Here is a 20039-nt window from a genome sequence, read left to right as displayed (position 1 = left end):
GAAATAGTTGGGCGATTATGCCCAAATTAGATTTAATCGTCTATAAAGTAAAAACGATACTTTACCAAACGACACGCCCATGCCAATAAAGTGCCAATCCCGAAAGAAGCGCAAAGCCTCCCATGCAGAGAAATAGCCAAGGCCCATAGAGTGCCCCCGCTAGAATCGACCCTGCAAACATTCCAATTCCATATCCAATGCCCGAGTAAAACTGTTGCGCTAGCTTTTTGGGCGTATAGAGAGAGAAAAGATAGCCAATCATCGCAGTGTGATAGAGGGCAAAGCTAAAAGCATGCATAGACTGAGCCAAATACCACCAAAAAGCCTCTCCCGGAAAAATGGAAAGCAGAGCCCATCGAATCACTGTCATCCAGGTGGAAAATTGAATCAGCGTCAAAAGGGAAAAACGCTTCATGATTCCCGTCTGAAACCAGAGCATCACCACCTCACACACCACGCCAAAAATCCACAAGTGACTCATCTCTAGGGCATTAAAACCATTATCCATACCATAGACGGTGAAGAAGTTATAAAATCCTCCAAAACTAAGCTGAAAAAAGAGGATCGAGATCCAGAGAGCGGCGTGTCCTTTGAGAGTGAAAGTGTGGCACTCCTTGAGGCTGACACACTCTTCCTCTTGGATAGGAATCCTCCCCACTCCATACCCAAATGCCACCGCCAAGCCACTCACCAGCACAAGATAGAGACTTACTGTGTCCCAATCTAAAAATCGACTCGCCAAAAACCAAACCGTAAAGACAAAGCCAAGCGAGCCAAAAAGCCGCACTTTCCCATATCGCTCTTTGCCCAACTCTTGGAGTGCCACTGTATCGCCATAAGGAGGAATCACGCTCGTGGTAACACCCATTAGCAGATGAATAAGCAAGAGTGCCGCAAAGCTATCAATGAAGGGAATCAAGAGAATCACCGAGAGCCAAAAGCCCCAAAGCGCCCCAAAAAAGAATCGAGCATCCAAACGAAGCCATCGCCAAAAGAGAAAGGGAACAATAAAACGCATCAAGGGAATCACCGCATAAAGAAGCCCAATCTCAAATGCGCTCAAGCCTCTCTCTATGAGAATCTTGGGCAGATAGACCATCAAAACGCCAATATAGGCGAAGTAGAAGAAGTAGAGTCCGGAGAGTCTAATCCACGGAGGAAGGGGCATCGTCATTAATCACAGAGGTGTCAAGAATCCAATCATGAAGAGTGCTTCCCTTTTGGCGAATGAAAGGAAGGGCGATTCCAAAAAGAAGGAGCGCGGAGAGGAGAAAAAGGAAAAAACGCCCAAGCGCTCTCAAGAATCCTATCTTTTTCCCCTCCCTATCCACCACTCTTATTTTGTAAGCCTTGCATCCAGGGGTTTGCCCATGCAAAGCCAGCAGAATCGAGCTCAGGATTCCATAGAGTGCCACGGAAAGAAAAGGACCCCATTCATTGGAGCGAAACTCCTCCGCTCTTCCTAAAATCACATAGGTGACCAGATAGAGAATCGGGGTGTAGAGCATGAAGGTGTCAACCACTTGAGCTTTAAAGCGAGTGAAGTAAGAAGCAGGAGCGCCACAAGGAGAGCTAGAGGGCATTGAAGGCGGGGCGATTCTCCCCTGCTTGATATCCCTCCAGCGACCCTTTTGCATCCAAAAAACCTTTTAGTTTCCCCGACTACCAGGCTTAATGGGCTTGCTTCCTGTTTTGCAAAGGGGGCAATCTTGCGGGGAGTAGAGATCAAAAACAAAATCATCAAGAGCAAAAAAGGGAAGATGAGGGGGGAGTTTAGCATTTGGCTTGCGCTCCAAAGAGGAGCCAACACGCTGGCAAAAGCCTCGATTAGCCAAGGCAGCATAGCCAACCACCTGAGCTCCGAGCCTCTCCACCTCCATAGCCGATTCAACCGCTGAACCGCCCGTGGTGATGATATCTTCGCAAATCAAAATCTTTTCGCCCGAAGCGACCTCAAAACCTCTTCGAAGCGTCATCTTCCCCTCCACTCTCTCCGTGAAGATAAAGCGAACGCCAAGCGCTCTAGCCAACTCATATCCTGCCAAAACACCTCCAAGAGCAGGCGAGCAGACAGTATCAATCGTAAGTCCAAAAGCGCGAATCTCTTCCGCCAAGGCCTTGGCCAGACTCTCAGCTACCTTAGGATTCTCCAAAACTTTAGCCGACTGGAGGTAGAAGTTGGAGTGATTCCCGCTACTTAAAAGAAAATGCCCTTCAAGTAACGCCTGAGCCTCTTTATAGACCTGCTCTATGTTGAGACGACTCATACTTTTAGAATCTCTTCTTCTTTGCTTTTAACCATGTCATCAATCTTTTTAACATAATCATCGGTGTATTTTTGAACCTCATCATGGGCTTTTTTGGATTGATCCTCGGTGATGAGTTTATCTTTTTCTAGTTTTTTGATCTTGTCGTTTGATTCTTTACGAATATTTCGCACCGCTACTTTGGCTTTCTCGCCTAGAGCTTTGGCGTCTTTGGCAATCTCTTTTCGTTGCTCGCTTGTCATAGGGGGGAAAAAGAGCTTGATCACATCACCATCATTATTGGGATTCACCCCAATATTGGCCTCTTGAATCGCTTTCTCAATACCCTTTAGAAGATTTTTCTCCCAAGGAGAGATCACAAGAGTGGTTGCATCTGAAGCAATGACTGAACCCACTTGGCTTAGGGGCGTGGGGGTACCATAATAGTCAACGCGAATAGGCTCAACAATCGCCGTAGAAACCTTTCCTGTTCGGAGGGTGGCAAAGTCTCGCTTCATTGCATCAATGGTCTTTTCCATGTGCTCTTTAGTGTATTGATAAACTTCATTTAGTTCCATAAGTGGGGCTCCTTTTGACTTGAAATGGATAGGACTTTAGTTGTCTAGAGGCGCAGCAGGCGCAGAAGAGGGAACTAAAGTCTTAGTGTCAACCTTATCAATCACCGAGCGAGTGCTCTCTTGGGAGTAGAAATATCCAAGGGCGATAGTGTTGATCACAAAAACAAAACCCAAAACAAAAGTAGCCTTCGCCAAGAATCCCGCGGGTCCTTTGGCTCCAAAGAGCGATTCATTGCTCCCACTATAGGCTCCAAGTCCAATACTGGAGCTCTTCTGGAGAAGCACCACCACGGCAATCAGCGCAGCAAAAACGAATTGGGTTATTAATAAAATTCCACTCATGGGTCATTCCTCAAGTTTTAATATCTTTTCAAATAGGATGAGACGATAAAAAGTGGTCGGATTTTACCCAAACTTTATTGATTGAAAGATAAAATCACTCCATGAAAACCGCTAGCTACGCTCAATCCTTTTCTAGGGCCGCCAAAGAGTATGACGCCTACGCTTATCTTCAGCAGACTGTTGCCCGCGAATTGGCGAGCTGGATCGAAGGCATGGAGTGCGAAAGCATCCTTGATCTTGGATGTGGAACCGGAGCCCTTTGGAGGGCTCTGCGCTTCAAGCCCCGATTCTTCACAGGGGTCGATCTCTCCATGGAGATGCTTGATCTGCACCCTCAAGACCCTGCGATTCGACTCATCCAAAGTGACTTTAATCACCCCTCGCTCTATGAGCACTCCTATGATCTTATCGCCGCTTCCTCCTCTTTGCAGTGGTCAAGAGACTTGGCGCAATCCTTTGATTTGATCGCCAAAAGCGCTCAAAACGTGGCTTTTGCCATCTTCACTTCAGAGAGCCTATGGGAGATTCACGACTATGTGGATTCTCACTCGCCCATCCCCTCTAAAGAGCGAATCGAATCGCTTCTTAAAGAGCGATTCGCAGGAGAGTTTGAGCTCAAGCGCTACCCTCTCTCTTTTCCCTCAAGAGTCGCGATGCTCTCCTATCTCAAAGGAAGTGGAATCTCTGGAGGCAGACGGCTTGGCTTTGCCCAAAGCAAGAAACTCATCCAAAGCGCTCCTTTTGAGCGTCTCACCTTTGAAGTGCTCTTTTTTGTTGGAAAACCCCTAAAGGCAGATCAAAAATGATAAAAAAACGTGTATTTTCTGGTATTCAACCCACAGGCAACATCCATCTAGGCAATTACTTAGGCGCGGTTAAGAATTGGGTCGATTCTCAAGATGAATTTGACAATATCTTCTGCATCGTCAACTCCCATGCCATCACCATCAAGCAAGACCCTGCCCTGCTTAGGGCTAAAACCTACGAGCTTGCCGCCGTTTTGCTAGCCTGTGGAATCGACATGAAAAAATCAAAGCTCTTCATCCAATCTGAAGTGGACGAACACGCCGCTTTAGCGTGGATTTTAGACTGCAATATCCCCATGGGTGATATGAGCCGCATGACTCAATTCAAAGACAAGAGCCAAAAAAATCCCAAAAATATTAACATTGGTCTCTTCAACTACCCCGCCCTCATGGCCGCGGATATCCTCCTCTATCAGACCGATTTTGTTCCCGTGGGGGAAGATCAAAAACAACACCTTGAGCTCACTCGCGATGTCGCTGAGCGATTCAATCGCGACTATGGTGAGACATTCAAAATCCCAGAGCCCATGATCCCCAAAATGGGGGCACGCATCATGGGGCTGGATGATCCCACCAAAAAGATGAGCAAAAGCGAGGGCAAGCCTAATCATGGGATTGCTCTTTTGGACACGCCCGATGAGATTCTCAAGAAGTTCAAAAAAGCGACCACCGATTCGGAGAATCTAGTGCGCTTCAATCCAGAGCAGATAGGAATCTTCAACCTCCTCACGATCTATCAAATCTTCACAGGCTATTCCCAAGAGGTCATCGAAGCTGAGTTTGAAGGCAAAGGCTATGGAATCTTTAAAGTGGCGGTTGCTGAGGCGGTGATCGAAGGATTGAAGCCCATTCAAGAGCGTTACGCAAAGCTCACCAAAGAACAGGGCTATCTAGAGGAGGTTCTCTCCCATGGAGCCAGCGAAGTGAGAAAAATTGCTCAAAAGACCTACAAGGAAGTCAAGGAGCGAGTGGGCTTGATCTAAGCCCTCTCTCGCTTCTCACAGAATCGAGCGATTCGCTTGATTCCCTCTTCTATCTTCTCCATGCTAGTGGCAAAGGAGAGTCGAAAATACCCCTCCATCCCAAAGCCAATCCCTGGAACAACTGCCACACCCTCCTCTTCAAGAAGATCTTTGCAAAACTGCATCGAATCAAGCTCTAGCGCCTTGGTGTTCACAAAGAGATAAAATGCCCCTTCAGGCTTAATGACTGAGAGCCCTTTGATGGCATTGAGCGCATCCACGGCGAAATTGCGCCGCCTCTCAAACTCTTGTCGCATCTTTTCCACCTCTGGATCTATGCGACCATCCAAGCCAGGAATCGAGGCTTTTTGAGTGATAGAACAGATATTGGAGGTGCATTGGCTCTGGAGATTATCCATCAACTTGATGAGCTTTTTGTCTTTGGTTGCAAGATAGCCCATGCGCCAGCCTGTCATCGCAGCCGATTTGCTCAGGCCATTCACCGTGATGGTGCGCTTTAGCATATCCTCAGAGATGCTCGCCACCGAGGTGAATTCCACCCCATAGACAAGCTTTTCATACATCTCATCGCTCACCACCCAGACGTTGGTTCCTTTGAGCACCTCAGCAATCGCCTCCAGCTCTTGGCGACTGTAGACTGAACCTGTAGGGTTAGAGGGCGTGGTCAAAACCAGCGCCTTAGTCTTGGGAGTGAGAGCGGCTTTGAGTTGGGCAGCACTCATCTTAAAGCCTGACGCATCACAAGTCTCAATAAAGATATTTTTTCCACCGCAATAGGTGACCACTTCGGGATAGGTGACCCAATAGGGCGAAGGGATAATCACCTCGTCTCCCTCCTCTACAATGGCCTGAAAGATGTTAAAAAGGGAGTGCTTGGCTCCATTGCTCACCAAAATCTCCTTAGTTTCATATTCTAGATGATTGTCTCTGGCCAGCTTGGCTTGAATCGCCTTCAAAAGCTCAGGTATCCCTGCCACCGAGGTGTATTTAGTGAAGCCATCCTCAATCGCCTTGATTGCCTCGTCTTTAATCACTTGAGGTGTCTCAAAATCAGGCTCACCCGCAGAAAGAGAGATTACATCCTTCCCTTTGCTCTGAAGCTCTCTGGCTAGCGTGCTGATAGCAATAGTCATAGATTCTGACAAAGACTCGATTCGGTGGGAATACATAGCAGCTTTTCCTTGACAAAAATTTTGGGGAATTTAACTCCAAAGTTGCTTTAGGGGGGATTAAAACTTTAGATAAGCTTTTGCACTCTAATAGCTTTGCTTTTGACTGCTAATATTGCTAGATATAGACTTATAATACATTAGTCTTATAGACTCAATTAATTTTCCATTAAGCCATAATATCTTGACATTTTTGGAGAGAGCGGGTAAAATTTTGGCACTTTAATTTAGCAATTGCTAAAAATCAATCTCAGGAGGTTTTCATTATGAATTTCAAACCACTAGGTCAACGAGTTCTAGTCGAGAGGCTTGAAGAGGACACCAAAACGGCGTCTGGCATCATTATTCCCGACAACGCCAAAGAGAAGCCTCTCATGGGTACAGTCAAAGCTCTCAGCGAAGAGGTCGCTAAAGAGGGTCTCCTCAAAGCAGGCAGCCAAGTCGTTTTCGCTAAATATTCAGGAACTGACGTCAAGCTAGAGGGCAAAGAGTATCTAATCCTAAAAGTGGAAGATCTACTCGGAACCATCGAGTGATTCTCCGCTTTCTATTTGGAAGCAATTTAGATTCTCGATTTTATCCATTGATTCAAACCATCTAAAATATTAAATCTTAAGGAGATTTGTCATGGCATCTAAGGAAATTAACTTCTCTGACAGCGCACGCAACAAGCTTTATGAAGGCGTTCGACAACTCGCTGATGCGGTCAAAGTGACCATGGGACCAAGAGGACGAAATGTCCTTATCCAAAAAAGCTTTGGTGCTCCCTCTATCACCAAAGATGGCGTCTCTGTTGCCAAAGAGATTGAGCTAGCCGATGCGATCAGCAACATGGGGGCTCAACTCGTCAAAGAGGTAGCAAGCAAAACCGCAGACGCCGCAGGTGATGGAACCACCACAGCGACCGTTTTGGCTCATGGAATCTTCAAAGAGGGCTTGCGCAACATCACCGCGGGCGCGAATCCTATCGAAGTCAAAAGAGGAATGGACAAAGCCACCGCTGCAATCATTGATGAGCTAAAGAAACTCTCCAAGAAAGTTAATGACAAAAAAGAGATTGCACAAGTGGCTACCATCTCCGCCAACTCTGATGAAAACATCGGTAGTCTCATCGCTGAAGCTATGGAAAAAGTAGGCAAAGATGGTGTTATCACCGTTGAAGAGGCCAAAGGAATCAACGATGAACTCAATGTGGTTGAGGGAATGCAGTTTGATCGAGGCTACCTCTCTCCCTATTTTGTAACCAACAGCGACAAGATGGAGGCCGTCCTAGAAAATCCTTATATCCTGCTCACAGACAAGAAAATCACCTCCATGAAAGATATTCTTCCCCTTCTTGAGGGCACCATGAAGAGCGGCAGACCTCTTCTTATCGTGGCTGAAGATATTGAAGGTGAAGCTCTCACCACGCTTGTGGTCAACAAACTTCGAGGCGTCCTCAATGTGGCCGCGGTTAAAGCCCCTGGTTTTGGCGATCGAAGAAAAGAGATGCTCAAAGACATTGCTACCCTCACAGGTGGAAGCGTCATCAGCGAAGAGATTGGCAAAACCCTTGAGAGCGCAACTATCGCTGATCTAGGCCAAGCCGCTAGAGTGGTAATCGACAAAGACAACTCTACTATCGTGGATGGAAAAGGCTCCAAGGATGAAGTGAACGCTCGCGTGGCTCAAATCCGAACCCAAATCGAAGCCACCACTTCTGATTATGACCGAGAGAAACTCCAAGAGCGATTGGCCAAGCTAAGCGGCGGTGTCGCAGTCATCAAAGTGGGTGCAGCTAGCGAAGTGGAGATGAAAGAGAAAAAAGATCGCGTGGATGACGCCCTCTCTGCAACCAAAGCAGCTGTCGAAGAAGGAATTGTTATCGGCGGGGGCGCAGCCCTCATTCGAGCCGCTGCTAAAGTGAAACTAGAGCTAAGCGGTGATGAGAAAATCGGCTATGAGATCATCAAACGCGCCATCTCTGCTCCCTTGAAGCAAATCGCTCAAAACGCTGGTTTTGACGCAGGTGTCGTTGCAAACAATGTAGAGCAAAACGGCAATGAAAACTTTGGCTTCAACGCCGCCAATGGAGAGTATGTCGATATGTTCGCCGAGGGAATCATTGACCCCCTCAAAGTCGCGAGAATCGCCCTCCAAAACGCTGTCTCAGTCTCTAGCTTGCTCCTCACTACCGAAGCAACTATCAGTGAGATTAAAGAAGACAAACCTGCTATGCCCGACATGAGTGGCATGGGTGGGATGGGAGGCATGGGCGGGATGATGTAATCCCCCCTCTCCTCCCCCTCTCTCAAAAGATTCTCATCCCCATCTCCGCCAAGCGTCTCTCCAAAGAATTCCAAATCTTCTCTACCTTTTTCATTGGCTCCTCCTAGGTTTTTCAAAAATTCTATCGATTTGCCAATTTTTTGCTAGAATACATTGCAAATTGTAATTTTATTCCCCAAGTAATAGGATAAAAAACTACAATTTGAAAGATTGCTCGCCCCAAGAGGAGAAGAATCATGGATTTAAATGAGATCATTGAAAAGCTCAAAGATATTCTCTCAGAAGAGAAGGAGGGGCAGAAAGTCTTGGATCGCGATGTAGCCCTAGCACTTCATATCCACCCCCAAAGCTTTGCCTGCATGAAGAGTCGTCAAAAGATTCCCTATGAAGAGATTCTCGCCTTTTGTGCTAAGCGAAAAATCTCTGCCAACTGGCTCTTTTACAATCAAGCCCCCGAAAGCCTCATTGATACCACCAATCAATATTGCTACATTCGCTATTTTTCACAAGTCCATGCCTCCGCAGGGGGCGGAGCCTTCAATGACACCGAAGCTTGTGAAAGAATCAAACTGGATGCTTTTTGGGTGGAGCGCTTAGGGGGCGAAAAAGAGATTAAGCAGATCGAGGCGATCGCTGTCACGGGCGATTCCATGGAGCCCACACTAGAGGATGGCGATCTCATTTTTATTCATCGCCAAAAAAGACAAATCTCCAAAGGGGGAATCTTTGTCATTCAAACCCCTCATGGAATCTTTGTGAAGCGTCTTCAAGAGCGTCTTGATGGCGGGGTTGATATCCTCTCAGACAACTCCCTCTACCCCACGCAAACCTTAGAGCGAGATGGAATCGAGGTCATTGGCAGAGTCGTAGGGGCACTCAAAAATCTTGAGTGATTTTTGGTGTCAAAAGCAAGAGGAGAAATGTTTTAATTTTCGATAAAACTTTCTTTAAAAATTTCTAAGAATATGCTATAATTCTCCTTAAAACACCCCACAAAGGAAGCGTATGCGAATCCTCATCATTGAAGATGAAATCACCCTCAATAAAACCCTTGCCGAAGGCCTCAACGAATTTAACTACCAAACCGATGTCGCCGAGAATCTCAAAGATGGCGAATACTATATCAGCATTCGAAACTACGATCTGGTCTTGACTGACTGGATGCTTCCTGATGGTAGCGGGCTAGATATTATTAGTCAAGTCAAGAGCAAGTCTCCTCGCACGGCCGTAGTGATTCTCTCAGCGCGCGATGACAAAGAGAGCGAAATTGAAGCATTGCGTGGAGGCGCGGACGACTTTATCGCCAAGCCTTTTGACTTTGATGTATTGGTTGCAAGAATCGAAGCTAGATTACGATTCGGTGGCACCAATCTCATCGAAATCGAAGACCTCATCATCAACCCTGACGAAGAGAAGATCACCTATAAAGGCCAAGAGATTGAGCTTAAGGGCAAGCCTTTTGAAGTGCTCACCCACCTAGCGCGTCATCGCGATCAGATCGTTTCCAAAGAGCAACTCCTTGACGCAATTTGGGAAGAGCCAGAGCTCGTCACCCCCAACGTCATTGAAGTGGCCATCAACCAAATCCGCCAAAAAATGGATAAACCCCTCAATATCTCCACGATTGAAACCGTTCGCAGACGAGGCTATCGATTTTGCTATCCCAAAGGAGTATAAAGGGCGAATACGCTAAACAGCTCGCCTTCTCTTCCGTCGCGCTTATTGCGGTATTCTCTTTTATTCTTTATGCCTACATCAAGAGCTCGCTCTATGGCGAGCTCAAAGAGGAGCTCATCACTGAGGCGACTTATGTGACGAGCTCAGGCACTAAATATCCCATCGGAACTCAAATTAACGCCTACAGCATCGCCTCCTTGAGAGCGGGAGAGATCACGATTCTTATCACTTCAGCCCCCAAACGCGAGAGCGGTGTGGTTTTTAGAGAGTTCAAAGATAGCGAAAAAAGCTATTTTCAAATTCAATATCCCTATGACAAACATGAAAACAGTTATGTCTCCATCACCAAGGATGTGAGCGGGATTCACAAGCTTCTTAGCATGATTCTCAATAGCATCATGATCATCAATTTTGGGGGGCTTATTCTCATTCAAATCTACGCCTTCACCCTCTCTAAAATCCTCTCCAAGCCCATCCTAGAGCTCTCCAACACGCTTGCAAAAATGAACGAAAATATGCTAAAACCCCTAGAGATGGAGAAGATTCCTGAGGAGTTCACTCCTCTTGGGCAGTCGCTCAATAGCCTCATCGCTCGCCTTCAGCGCTATATGCTCTACCAAAAGGAGCTCTTTATCGGAGTGGCGCACGAGCTCAAAACCCCCTTAGCGGTGATGAAGACCAAGTGCGAAGTGGTGCTCATCAAGCCGCGTGAAACTGAAAAATATGTTGAAACTCTCAAAAGCAACATCCAAAGCATCAACGAGATGAACAGCATGATCAAAAGCGTGCTTGACATCGGTCGTCAAGAGGGGGCTCAATTTGAGAAGAGTGAAGACCTCGATATCATGGCTTTCTTGCGAAATATTGGTGAAAATTTTTTGCTTTTGGCGCGAGAAGAGAAGAAATTTTTGATTCTTGACCTCAAACCTGAGTCGCTGATGGTGCATCTCCAGCCCACGCTTTTGACGCAGATCATCCAAAACTTCCTCCAAAATGCGCTCAAATTTACTCCTGAGGGGAAAAGTGTCCTTTTTAGAAGCGCAATTTTTTACAAAACCAAGCTCAGAATCGAGGTGATTGATGAGGGGTGTGGGCTAGATGGAAGCATCGATATCTTTGCGCCTTTCAAACGCTCAGGCAACAAAAGTGGCGCAGGCCTTGGACTTTTCCTCGCCAAGAGTGCCGCAGACGCACTCAATGGAACCATCAAGCTTGAAAACCGTATCGATTCTCAAGGGACGGTTGCCACTTTGGAGCTCGATCTTAGAGAGCTGGAGGTGGTTAAAGCCCCCAAAAAAGCTTCGAGCAAAGCCTCTCATCTGTGGCAAAACATGCACACTTGAAGCGCTCCCCAAGCAGACTTGGATCAAGCAATGGCCGCACACTAAGCATCTCCTTGGCGTAGGCTTCGCCGCTTAGTTCACTATTCCACTTCTCCACCACCTCCACCAAGCCCATCTCTAGAAGCGCTCGATTTTGACGATTGAAGTAGATTCTTTGAGCCCCTTGCTCTTTAAAATATCGCGAAACCTCTTCAAAATTAACATCGCTTGTGATATCGCTCTGGGCAAAAAAGGGTCGAATATCCCCCTTAAAGTCGGCGAAGTTAAAGGGCTGGTGATTCTGATAGAGTCGAATCGAGAAGTCATTTCTAGGGAAATCCTGCCCATAATCAAAGGTCAAAAAACTCCACGAAGAGGCAGACTTAAAGAGTGAAGAGACTAGCTCTTCCACCCCTAAAGCCAGCTCTCCTTTGCTCACTCCAGCCTTCAGAGCGCGCTCTTTGAGCCACTCCTCTGCCTCCAAAAAAACCACCTCGCCGCTAGGATTCACAAATCCTTGCTTCCCCTCCCAAAAGAGCTCGCACGGAAAAGCATCCAAAAGCTCATTGGCCACAAAAAAAGCCCTAGAGCACCTAAACGCCTCCAAGGAGGGAAAAATCTCCAAGGGCAATGCCCCGCCGATCCTCTCCTCCCAATGCTGGCGTTGCAGGGCACGCAACTCCTCCAAAGGCTCTATGATCACCCAGCGACAAAGAGGAATCTTTTCGGGAAAAAAGCGCCGCAAAAAAAGCGCCGCATCGCTGATTAGCTCCCCCCTGGAGGCGCCAATCTCCACAAAGCTCGCCTCGCCCTCTTCTAAGAATCGAGCCAATCCATTCCCGATGGTGCTTCCAAAGTATCGCCCTATCGAGACAGAGGTATAAAAGTCTCCCGCCCTACCTACTTTGGCGTGGCGATAATACCCGCTCTCCCCATAGAGCCACTCTTGCATCACCTCGCCAAAAGGCCTCAAGAGGCCTCCGGAATCTTGGCGTAAAGGTCCAAAAAGAGTATCTGCTCCTCAAGCTCATAGATTTGAATATCCATCTCTCTGGAGCGTTTTGAGTTTTGCATCGTCTTCACATCATACTCCGTGAGATCACCCACCGCACTGCGATCAATACTGTCTTGAAGAAGAGAATTATAGAGCTTTAAATCCTCGCTAGCGTTTCTCTTTCGCTCTCCCAGAATGTTCAGTTTGGCCTTTTGGCGCTCATAAAGATTCTCCTCACTCCTCTTTGCATCTGCGCGCTCTAGTGAGGCTTTGAGATGGTTAATCTTGGCGCTTTGCACCTGATGACTCATCGTCAAATCAAAAAAGGGAATCGAGAGCACCACCCCTGCGGTTTTATAATCATTCCAGCCATCCGATAGAAGTCGGGTATTTTGATTGTGCTGATGATAGTAGTCCGCTTGAAGCGAGATTTGAGGCAAAAAAGAGGCGACTGTCTCTTTGTATTTCGCTCCTTGACGCTCTTCATCCCATCTCAGACGCTCAAGCTCAAGGTTTTGGGCGAGGTATGATTCTTTGTCGATCCAGTAAAAACGGGGAAGTTCGATGGTGCGATAATCTCTAATTTCACTTACATCCGATAGATTTTTTAACGCCTCAAGGCGACTATCTTCTAGCTCCAATGCCCTGATTTCGGCTTGATTCTTATCCAAAATTGCATTATCAAGCGTCCCACTATCTACAAATCCTGCCTGAAACTGCTCTTTTTTGCGCTCCACATCAATCGCGGCGTTTTCAACAAGAAGCTTCTGCTTTTGAATCTCGCGATCTAGTTTTTGAAGTGTGAAAAGCGCATTGAGGGCCTTAACAATGAGCTCTCTTTCCTTAAGGCTAATCTCTGCCTCTCCATATCTCTTTGAGCTCTTGGCATAGCGAATACTGTGATAGATCGCTCCGCTTTTAAAAATAGGCTGATTCACTCCAATAGCATAGCTTTTGGTGCGAGTGGAGGGCGAGTAGTCGTAGTTTCGGCTTTCACTGTAGGTGAGATTGAGAGGATTCACCCATTGCCAAAGGAGCTTCTGGCTATCCTCTTCATTCTGTTCCTTTAAAAGCTCTAGACTCTCTAGTTTTAGCGGGCTTAAGTAGCGCTCTGCCTCCAAAGAGGCGGCGTGCAATCCACCGCTTAAAAGAAGTGCCCAGCAGAGCTCCCTCGCCCCTCTTTTCATCAGATTCCCTTTAAGGCTTCGCGCAATCGAGAAAATCCCTCTTGCATCTCTCTTTCACTTAGCGTCAAAGGGGGCAAGAATCGAACTGTATTGCGCCCCGATCGAAGCACCAACACCCTTTTTTTAAACGCTTCATCAATCACGCTCTTTTGAATTTCAGCACTTTTGGCGCGAATTCCTCGCATGAGTCCGAGTCCCACCTCGCACTCAAAGAGAGAGGGAAACTCTACACAAAGGGCTCGAAGCTCAGCGCTAAAGCGATCTATACTCTTTTGGAGCGTCCCCTCTTGATAAAGCGATTCAAGAATAGAGAGCACCTCAAGTCCTGCGCGCGTAGAGAGGAAGTTCCCCCCAAAGGTGCTCCCATGATCCCCTGGAGCAAAAATATCTTTAAGCGTGGTCATCACCGCTCCAATGGGCACACCGCCTGCTAATCCCTTGGCCACCGTGATCACATCAGGCACAATTCCATACGCCTGAGAAGCAAAGAGCTCGCCGCTTCGATAGATTCCTGTCTGCACCTCATCCACCATAAGAAGCACGCCTCGCTCTTTAAGGAATCGCTCTAGCTTTTTGATTCCCTCTCTATCCTGAGGCTCGATTCCCCCCTCGCCCTGCACCAACTCCAAAAGCACTGCGCAGGTCTTCTCATCCACAAGCTTAAAGACATGGTCAAGATTCTTAGCATAGACAAATCCATCAGGATAGGGGCCAAAATAGTGATGCATCTTCTCTTGGCCTGTGGCTTTGAGTGCTGTGATGGTGCGTCCATGGAAAGAGCTCTCTAGTGTGATGATTTTATAGCGCTTCACCTCGCCCTCGTGGCTCTCGCCAAACTTCCGCGCGATCTTGATCGCTCCTTCGTTCGCCTCGGCTCCAGAGTTAGCAAAAAAGACACGCATATCATAGCCGCTCAACTTCACCAGCTTCTCAGCCAGTCGCGCCTGTGGCTCAATATAGTAGAGGTTGGAGGTGTGAATGAGCTTTTTGGCTTGGTCACAAATCGCCCCTGCGAGTCGCTCATTCCCATGCCCCACACTGCACACCGCTATCCCCGAGGCAAAGTCAATATAATCTTTTCCTTCGCTGTCCCAAAGGGTTGCATTTTTCCCTTGGGTGAATTGGACATAATTGCGTCCATAAGAGTGGAGAACATACTCCTTATCCAAGGCTTCGCCCATCATCTCATTCATCCTTTAGTTCAATTTTCACGAGTTTGGAAAAAAATTTCGCCGAGGGCAAAACCGCCTCGACTCTATACTCAGAGACATGTTCGCTATCAGCAACCCGATAGAGCTTCTCAATCTTTGCCTCGCCCTTTTTTCCGTCCACATAGAGCACCTTAGAAGGAAGGCTTTTGGCCTCCTCCTCTGAGACAAAAAAGACCACCTTCGCCTGCGAAATATCCATGAGATCCATGAGGGCTGTTCCTGCATTGACATAGTCACCCTCACTCACGCGAATCTTATAGACATAGCGATTGTGCGCCTCTAGGCTCTTTTTTTGGATCACATCCACCCTTTGAGCGATCTGGCTCTCTAAAGAGTATATCTGCTCTAGCGCCTGAAGATAGCTAATCTTCGCACTGATGGCATTCACCTCTTCGGTGTCTTTCTGAAATTTTGATTTGGTTTTGAGCGATTGAATATCTTTGAAATTCTCTTCTTTGATCTTGGCGGCCGCTAGAAGCGCCTCCGCCCTCTCTCTGGTCGTCTGAAGACTCTTTTTATCCAGTGCCAATAGGCTTTTTTCCAAAGCATCATCTAATTTTATCACCGTTTCTCTTTGAGAAACAAGCTTCCCTTCTAGACTCTTTTGCACACTCACAACAAGCCCTGAAGTGGCTGCTTTGATCTCATAAGTCTCATAAGGCTCGACCTTGGCGTAAAAAGAGCGCCCTTGTGCCATCAATGCAAGGGGTAGAATCAGCCAAGCCAACAAGGAGGTTTTCATAAAATTCCTTTCTCTTTAAGATAGCTTCGAATCTCTTGCTGGCTCAAGGGTCGCTTCAAAGGACCATAGAGCCTCTCTTCTAGCCATTCTATCGCCTCTTTGAGACGAGTGGATTTCTCTTTAGAAGACAACATCATTCCCAAAAGCTCCTTTGCATCTCTAAATTCTCGCAAAGAGGAGGGAGAACGCTTTGAGGAAGAGGTGTGACGCACTGAACGAAGAAGAAAAAAGAGCAAGAATCCTCCCCAAACCATCCCCATCCCAAAAAAGAGCATCCCCTCTCCCCACGCCAAAGAGGCTCGCTCAAGAGGCTTAGAGGCACTAGCTCTTGGCTCCTCTTGAGAGACACCCTCTTTGGGCTGAAGCTGAAGCTCGATGGTCTCACTTCTCGCCTCCCTCAATCGCGCCTCCTTGGGGTCAAAGAAGTGGATCACCAGAGGGGGAATCACCACCGCCTCTTTGGCCACGACCTCCAAATGAGCGTGAAACTCTCGCACCGCATTTCCCTCTTCATCCACCCCAAGCGCATAAGAGCTCTCTTTGGTGTAAAGCGTCGCATGGGGGAGAGAGAAGAGCGGCTCGGGCAGAGCCTCTAGGAATCCTTGAGAGCGAATCTTCACCCAAAGTCCCACCGGAGTAGAGGGTGCAAACGCCTCACGCTCGCTTCTCACCTCGATCGTGCTCTCCCCCACCAATGTAATTCCTTGAGCCTCTGGAGGCAGAGGCTTGACGCTGATTCTTAGAGGTTTGGCTTGATACTCTATCCTTTGGGATTGCGTCTGGGTGAGCAAAAAGGCATTGCTCTCCAAGGAGCGTTTCAACACTGCCACCACAGGAGAGGGAATCTCCAGCTCCCCGATTTGAAGAGGGTAGAGACGATAGAGGAGCTCGTAGCGCGTGTAGCTTCCCTCCTTGATTCCCTCCTTTATCCCTCGCTCCTCCACCCTGAAGCCTTCAAAAAGAGGCTTTTTAAACTCCAACGCCTCCAAGCTTCCCTGCTCTTTGGTGTAAAAACGAGCGGTGTAATCAATCCCCTCATGAAGATAGGGTGTGGCGAGGCTCACCTCATGTGTCATATAAGAATCGCCTTGAGCGCTTGCAAGGCTTAGCCAGATTCCTATCCAGAAGAAGATTTTAGCCAATATGCAGCTCTTTATAGAGATTCATAGCGTAACGGTCGCTCATGCTAGCAATATAATCCGCCACCACGCGATGCGCTTTGCCCCCTTGATTGATTCGCTCTTGAAGCTCCTTGGGGAGAAGATTTTTTTCATTCATAAAATCCTCAAAAAGAGCCCTAATGCATCCCCTGCCAAAGAACATCTTCCGATTCACCTGCTCATGGCGATAGAGCTTGGTGAAGAGGAGTTTTTTGAGTTTTTTGAGTTTTCGCCCCATTTCAGGCGAGAATCCTAGCGGTAGTCTCTCGCCACTTGGAATCATCGCGCTCCTCACCTCTCCTTGGTGGAGCCTCGCCTCTTGGCTTCCCTCTAAAAAGCCATAGACGAGATGATTGATGAGGTTGGAGACAAAGCGATAGCGAAACACCTTCTCACTCCTCTTCACCCCCTCTTGCTCCGCCTTATCAATCATCTCGCCCACAAGCTCGCTCTCCTCCAAATCTTCAAGCCTGATAAGCCCATACTTGATTCCATCATCAATATCATGGCTCACATAGGCAATCTCATCGGCATGATCCACCACAATCGCCTCTAGACTGGGGTGATAATCCAGCGCAAAAATCTCATTCATCGCCGCATCCAAAAAAGATTTTTGGTAGGGGTAGGAGTGCTTGAGGATTCCCTCCAGGGTGGCAAAAGTGAGATTGAGCCCCTCAAAGTTTGGGTAGCGCTTCTCTAGCTTGCTCACCACGCGAAAGGATTGGAAATTGTGATCAAAGCCCGCCTCAAAGCCATGTTTTTTGAGGAGTCGATCCAGCTCATCACCTCCTGCGTGCCCAAAAGGGGTGTGCCCCAAATCGTGGGAGAGCGCGATCGCCTCAGCGAGCGTCTCATTGAGCCCTAGATGAGAGGCGATACTCCGAGCGATTTGGCTCACCTCAATAGAGTGAGTGAGGCGCGTGCGGAAGTAGTCGCCTGAGCTGTTCAAAAAGACTTGCGTCTTATATTCTAGCCTCCGAAAAGAGGAGCAGTGGATGATTCGGTCTCGATCCCTAGAGTAGGGATTCCTAAAATCATCCAAAAAATCATGAAATCTCTCGTGCGGCCGCATCCATTCCCTTTGGGTTGAGTCTAGCTTGTTAGCATGATTTTATCCAAAGTTGCCTATGATTGGGAAGACAAAACCACCCTTAATAAGGCTTTTAGCATCATGAAACTCCTCTCTCATCCCTTTGGCGAATACGCCACCCATTGCTATCTCATCCAAGCTCCCGAAGGCGAAATCATCATTGATCCAGGCAAAGGAGCCCTAGAGTGGGTGCTAGAGAACTGCTCCAATCCCTTGGCGATTCTCAACACTCATGGCCACTTCGACCATGTCTGGAGCAACCACGCCCTCAAAGAGCAGCTTCCCAACACTCCCTTGGTGATTCCCAAAGAGGACGCCTTCATGCTCGCCTCTGACTGCTTTGGCACAGGACTAACCCCTTCGATTCCTGATCTTTTGGTGGAGGGCGAGTGCGTGGAGTTGGAATTTGGAGGAATCAAGGTGCTCTATCGCCACTTTCCCGGACATACGCCCGGATGCAGCACGATTGAGATTGGAGAGTGGATGTTCAGCGGGGATTTCATCTTCAAAAGCAGTATCGGTCGCAGCGACTTCCCCTACTCCTCTAGCGAGCTCATGAGAGAGAGTTTAGAGCGCTTTGGTGCACTCACCTATGACAAACCTCTCTTCCCGGGGCATGGAGAGAGTAGCACGATTGCTAAAGAGCAGAAAAATCTCCCCTTTTGGTTCTCGCGCCTCTAGGCGATTCCCTCTAGAATCTTCTCTACCGCCTCTCTAGGGCGAGGATGCTTGTAGACGGGTCGTCCCACGACAATAAAATCGCTGGAGGCGCTTTTAGCCTCATGGAGATCCGCCACACGCTTCTGATCGCCACTTGGCTCTCCAAAGGGGCGGATTCCCGGAGTGAGGGTTAGAAAATCCTGGGCGACATAGGATTTGATTCTCTGACTTTCAAAAACTGAACAGACCACACCATCCATTCCATTTTGAGCCGCCAACATCGCCATATCCAACGCTTTGCTCTCCAAAGAGGCGTTATAAATCTCCCTAAACCCTTCCTCGCCAAAACTCGTGAGCGCCGTCACCGCAAAAGCCAAGGGACGCCTAGGGAATCGCGCCAAACGAGCCGCCACCTCTCTCATCGCCTCGCCTCCGCTGCTAGCATGGAGTGTGAACATGCCCACCCCCAAAGAGGCGATTTCTTCAGCTGCATCCCCCATGGTGTTAGGAATATCATGGAGCTTCAAGTCAAGAAAGAGTTCAAAGCGAGGATCAATCTGCCTGATTCTCCCTAAAAACTCCTTTCCATCGCGAATATAACTCCTCAAACCCACCTTGATCCACACAGGAAGCCCCACAAGAGATTCCAAGAGCTTTAGATTCTCCTCTTGGCTAGGAAGGTCAAGCGCGATGCAGAGCTGCATGGTTTATCCTTTTTTTAGGTCGGGGCGCAGGGCGTCAAGCACACCATTGACGAATCGAGGTGAGTTGTCATTGCCAAAGGTTTTAGAGAGCTCCACCGCTTCATTGATAATGACCGCCCTATCCACGCCCGAATAGACGATCTCAAAGGTTCCAAGACGAAGAATCGCCCGCTCCATATCTCCAATTCGAGAAAAATCCCACTCCTTGAGATGCTTTTTGATCTCTTCGTCAATCTCGCCAAGATGGGCAATCGTGCCATCAAAGAGCTCTAGAGCAAACTCCTGCTGACGATTCTTGATTCTCTTCTCCTCTAAAAGCTCTATGGCAAACTTCCGAATCTCGGTGTTACCCATGTCATAAGCATAAAGCAGTGAAACAACGGCCTCTCTGGCCTGTGCGCGAGTCGCCATCTAGGCTCCAATATTCTTATAAAGATTCATCATCTCAATCAAACCTGTCATCGCTTCAAAGCCTTTATTTCCGACTTTTGTTCCTGCTCGCTCGATCGCTTGCTCAATATTATCAGTTGTGAGTACACCAAAGGTGACCGCTGCACCATATTTGAGTGTGACATTGGCAATCCCCTTGGTCGCCTCCGCGCTCACATAGTCAAAATGAGGAGTGGATCCACGAATAATCGCTCCAAGGCAGCACACACCATCATAATCCCCCTGTGCTAGCACCTTCTCTAGGGCAAAAGGAAGCTCAAACGCTCCTGGAACCAAGATCAAATCTAGATGCTCATCTTTGCCGCCATGGCGCACAAAAGAGTCTCGTGCTCCCTCGACCAAGCGATCGGTGATGAGATGGTTAAAACGGCTAGCGATCACGGCGACTCGCTCATTTCCTGTGAGGTTTAATTTTCCTTCAATGACATTCATAAAAACTCCTTGGCGTGG

General features: G+C 47.9%; 23 protein-coding genes. 8 read left to right on the top strand and 15 right to left on the bottom strand.

The genetic code is table 11. The annotated features are described in order from the left end of the window. Positions 1–61: 61 nt before the first annotated feature. From WS_RS01560 to secG, 5 genes are read right to left on the bottom strand one after another with little or no spacing between them, the layout of a single operon-like run. Positions 62–1168, bottom strand: coding sequence for an MFS transporter (locus tag WS_RS01560; RefSeq protein WP_041571684.1), 1107 nt, complete (start codon positions 1166–1168; stop codon positions 62–64). Then, on the bottom strand, positions 1146–1637 hold the full coding sequence (locus WS_RS01555) for an RDD family protein (RefSeq protein ID WP_011138268.1): 492 nt from the start codon (positions 1635–1637) through the stop codon (positions 1146–1148). Before WS_RS01555 ends, WS_RS01560 begins: the two co-directional genes overlap by 23 nt. Before the next feature lie 12 nt (positions 1638–1649). Beyond that, entirely contained in the window at positions 1650–2267 is a 618-nt protein-coding gene (gene pyrE / locus WS_RS01550; RefSeq protein ID WP_011138267.1) for an orotate phosphoribosyltransferase, read from the bottom strand. Further along, complete coding sequence (gene frr / locus WS_RS01545; RefSeq protein WP_011138266.1) at positions 2264–2824, bottom strand: ribosome recycling factor; 561 nt, start codon at positions 2822–2824, stop codon at positions 2264–2266. Before frr ends, pyrE begins: the two co-directional genes overlap by 4 nt. A 36-nt stretch (positions 2825–2860) precedes the next feature. Then, on the bottom strand, positions 2861–3166 hold the full coding sequence (gene secG, locus WS_RS01540) for a preprotein translocase subunit SecG (RefSeq protein WP_011138265.1): 306 nt from the start codon (positions 3164–3166) through the stop codon (positions 2861–2863). Positions 3167–3267: 101 nt separating this feature from the next. On the opposite strand from secG, the gene WS_RS01535 reads away from it, so the two are divergent. Further along, on the top strand, positions 3268–3972 hold the full coding sequence (locus tag WS_RS01535; RefSeq protein ID WP_011138264.1) for a methyltransferase domain-containing protein: 705 nt from the start codon (positions 3268–3270) through the stop codon (positions 3970–3972). After that, entirely contained in the window at positions 3969–4955 is a 987-nt protein-coding gene (gene trpS / locus WS_RS01530) for a tryptophan--tRNA ligase (RefSeq protein ID WP_011138263.1), read from the top strand. The genes WS_RS01535 and trpS overlap by 4 nt, the downstream gene beginning before the upstream one ends. Here the strand turns inward: trpS and WS_RS01525 are convergent. Next, positions 4952–6124, bottom strand: a complete 1173-nt coding sequence (locus tag WS_RS01525; protein ID WP_011138262.1) for a pyridoxal phosphate-dependent aminotransferase — start codon at positions 6122–6124, stop codon at positions 4952–4954. The two genes, trpS and WS_RS01525, sit on opposite strands and share 4 nt — an antisense overlap. A gap of 266 nt (positions 6125–6390) precedes the next feature. Here WS_RS01525 and groES point away from each other — a divergent pair, with 266 nt between their 5' ends. The 5 genes from groES (at position 6391) to WS_RS01500 (ending at position 11412) form a co-directional block, all read left to right on the top strand. Continuing rightward, positions 6391–6660, top strand: coding sequence for a co-chaperone GroES (groES, locus tag WS_RS01520; RefSeq protein ID WP_011138261.1), 270 nt, complete (start codon positions 6391–6393; stop codon positions 6658–6660). A 91-nt stretch (positions 6661–6751) separates the two neighbouring features. Next, the gene (gene groL / locus WS_RS01515) at positions 6752–8392 is read left to right on the top strand and encodes a chaperonin GroEL (protein WP_011138260.1); all 1641 of its coding nucleotides are present in this window, start codon (positions 6752–6754) and stop codon (positions 8390–8392) included. Positions 8393–8628: 236 nt separating this feature from the next. After that, positions 8629–9285 (top strand): S24 family peptidase, encoded by a 657-nt coding sequence (locus WS_RS01510; protein ID WP_011138259.1) that lies wholly within the window; start codon positions 8629–8631, stop codon positions 9283–9285. Positions 9286–9397: 112 nt separating this feature from the next. Next, entirely contained in the window at positions 9398–10069 is a 672-nt protein-coding gene (hsrA, locus tag WS_RS01505; RefSeq protein ID WP_011138258.1) for a homeostatic response regulator transcription factor HsrA, read from the top strand. Beyond that, positions 10048–11412, top strand: coding sequence for a sensor histidine kinase (locus tag WS_RS01500; protein WP_011138257.1), 1365 nt, complete (start codon positions 10048–10050; stop codon positions 11410–11412). The genes hsrA and WS_RS01500 overlap by 22 nt, the downstream gene beginning before the upstream one ends. Here the strand turns inward: WS_RS01500 and WS_RS01495 are convergent. Genes WS_RS01495 through WS_RS01470 form a run of 6 tightly spaced genes read right to left on the bottom strand, consistent with a single transcriptional unit; the run spans position 11351 to position 17757 of the window. Next, positions 11351–12364, bottom strand: coding sequence for an SAM-dependent methyltransferase (locus WS_RS01495; RefSeq protein ID WP_011138256.1), 1014 nt, complete (start codon positions 12362–12364; stop codon positions 11351–11353). The two genes, WS_RS01500 and WS_RS01495, sit on opposite strands and share 62 nt — an antisense overlap. Then, positions 12361–13572, bottom strand: a complete 1212-nt coding sequence (locus WS_RS01490) for a TolC family protein (protein WP_011138255.1) — start codon at positions 13570–13572, stop codon at positions 12361–12363. The genes WS_RS01495 and WS_RS01490 overlap by 4 nt, the downstream gene beginning before the upstream one ends. Beyond that, positions 13572–14756, bottom strand: coding sequence for an aspartate aminotransferase family protein (locus WS_RS01485; RefSeq protein ID WP_011138254.1), 1185 nt, complete (start codon positions 14754–14756; stop codon positions 13572–13574). The genes WS_RS01490 and WS_RS01485 overlap by 1 nt, the downstream gene beginning before the upstream one ends. A 1-nt stretch (position 14757) precedes the next feature. Next, positions 14758–15525, bottom strand: a complete 768-nt coding sequence (locus WS_RS01480; protein ID WP_011138253.1) for an HlyD family efflux transporter periplasmic adaptor subunit — start codon at positions 15523–15525, stop codon at positions 14758–14760. After that, a complete protein-coding gene (locus WS_RS01475; protein WP_011138252.1) occupies positions 15522–16667 on the bottom strand; it encodes a BatD family protein in 1146 nt (381 codons plus the stop codon). Before WS_RS01475 ends, WS_RS01480 begins: the two co-directional genes overlap by 4 nt. After that, positions 16660–17757 (bottom strand): deoxyguanosinetriphosphate triphosphohydrolase, encoded by a 1098-nt coding sequence (locus WS_RS01470; RefSeq protein ID WP_011138251.1) that lies wholly within the window; start codon positions 17755–17757, stop codon positions 16660–16662. Before WS_RS01470 ends, WS_RS01475 begins: the two co-directional genes overlap by 8 nt. A gap of 99 nt (positions 17758–17856) precedes the next feature. On the opposite strand from WS_RS01470, the gene WS_RS01465 reads away from it, so the two are divergent. Then, positions 17857–18456 carry an MBL fold metallo-hydrolase gene (locus tag WS_RS01465; RefSeq protein WP_011138250.1) on the top strand — a complete coding sequence of 200 codons (600 nt, stop codon included), beginning with the start codon at positions 17857–17859 and terminating at the stop codon, positions 18454–18456. On the opposite strand, the gene pyrF is transcribed toward WS_RS01465, so the two are convergent. Genes pyrF through ribH form a run of 3 tightly spaced genes read right to left on the bottom strand, consistent with a single transcriptional unit; the run spans position 18453 to position 20021 of the window. Then, positions 18453–19139, bottom strand: coding sequence for an orotidine-5'-phosphate decarboxylase (gene pyrF, locus WS_RS01460; RefSeq protein ID WP_011138249.1), 687 nt, complete (start codon positions 19137–19139; stop codon positions 18453–18455). The two genes, WS_RS01465 and pyrF, sit on opposite strands and share 4 nt — an antisense overlap. Positions 19140–19142: 3 nt before the next feature. Next, positions 19143–19550, bottom strand: coding sequence for a transcription antitermination factor NusB (gene nusB, locus WS_RS01455; protein ID WP_011138248.1), 408 nt, complete (start codon positions 19548–19550; stop codon positions 19143–19145). Further along, entirely contained in the window at positions 19551–20021 is a 471-nt protein-coding gene (gene ribH, locus WS_RS01450) for a 6,7-dimethyl-8-ribityllumazine synthase (RefSeq protein WP_011138247.1), read from the bottom strand. It abuts the gene before it with no gap. Positions 20022–20039: the final 18 nt, after the last annotated feature.

The sequence above is a fragment of the Wolinella succinogenes DSM 1740 genome (genome assembly GCF_000196135.1).
Classification (GTDB): domain Bacteria; phylum Campylobacterota; class Campylobacteria; order Campylobacterales; family Helicobacteraceae; genus Wolinella; species Wolinella succinogenes.
The sequence above is the reverse complement of the archived record's forward strand: the minus strand, read 5'-3'. Positions and strand labels throughout refer to the sequence as shown.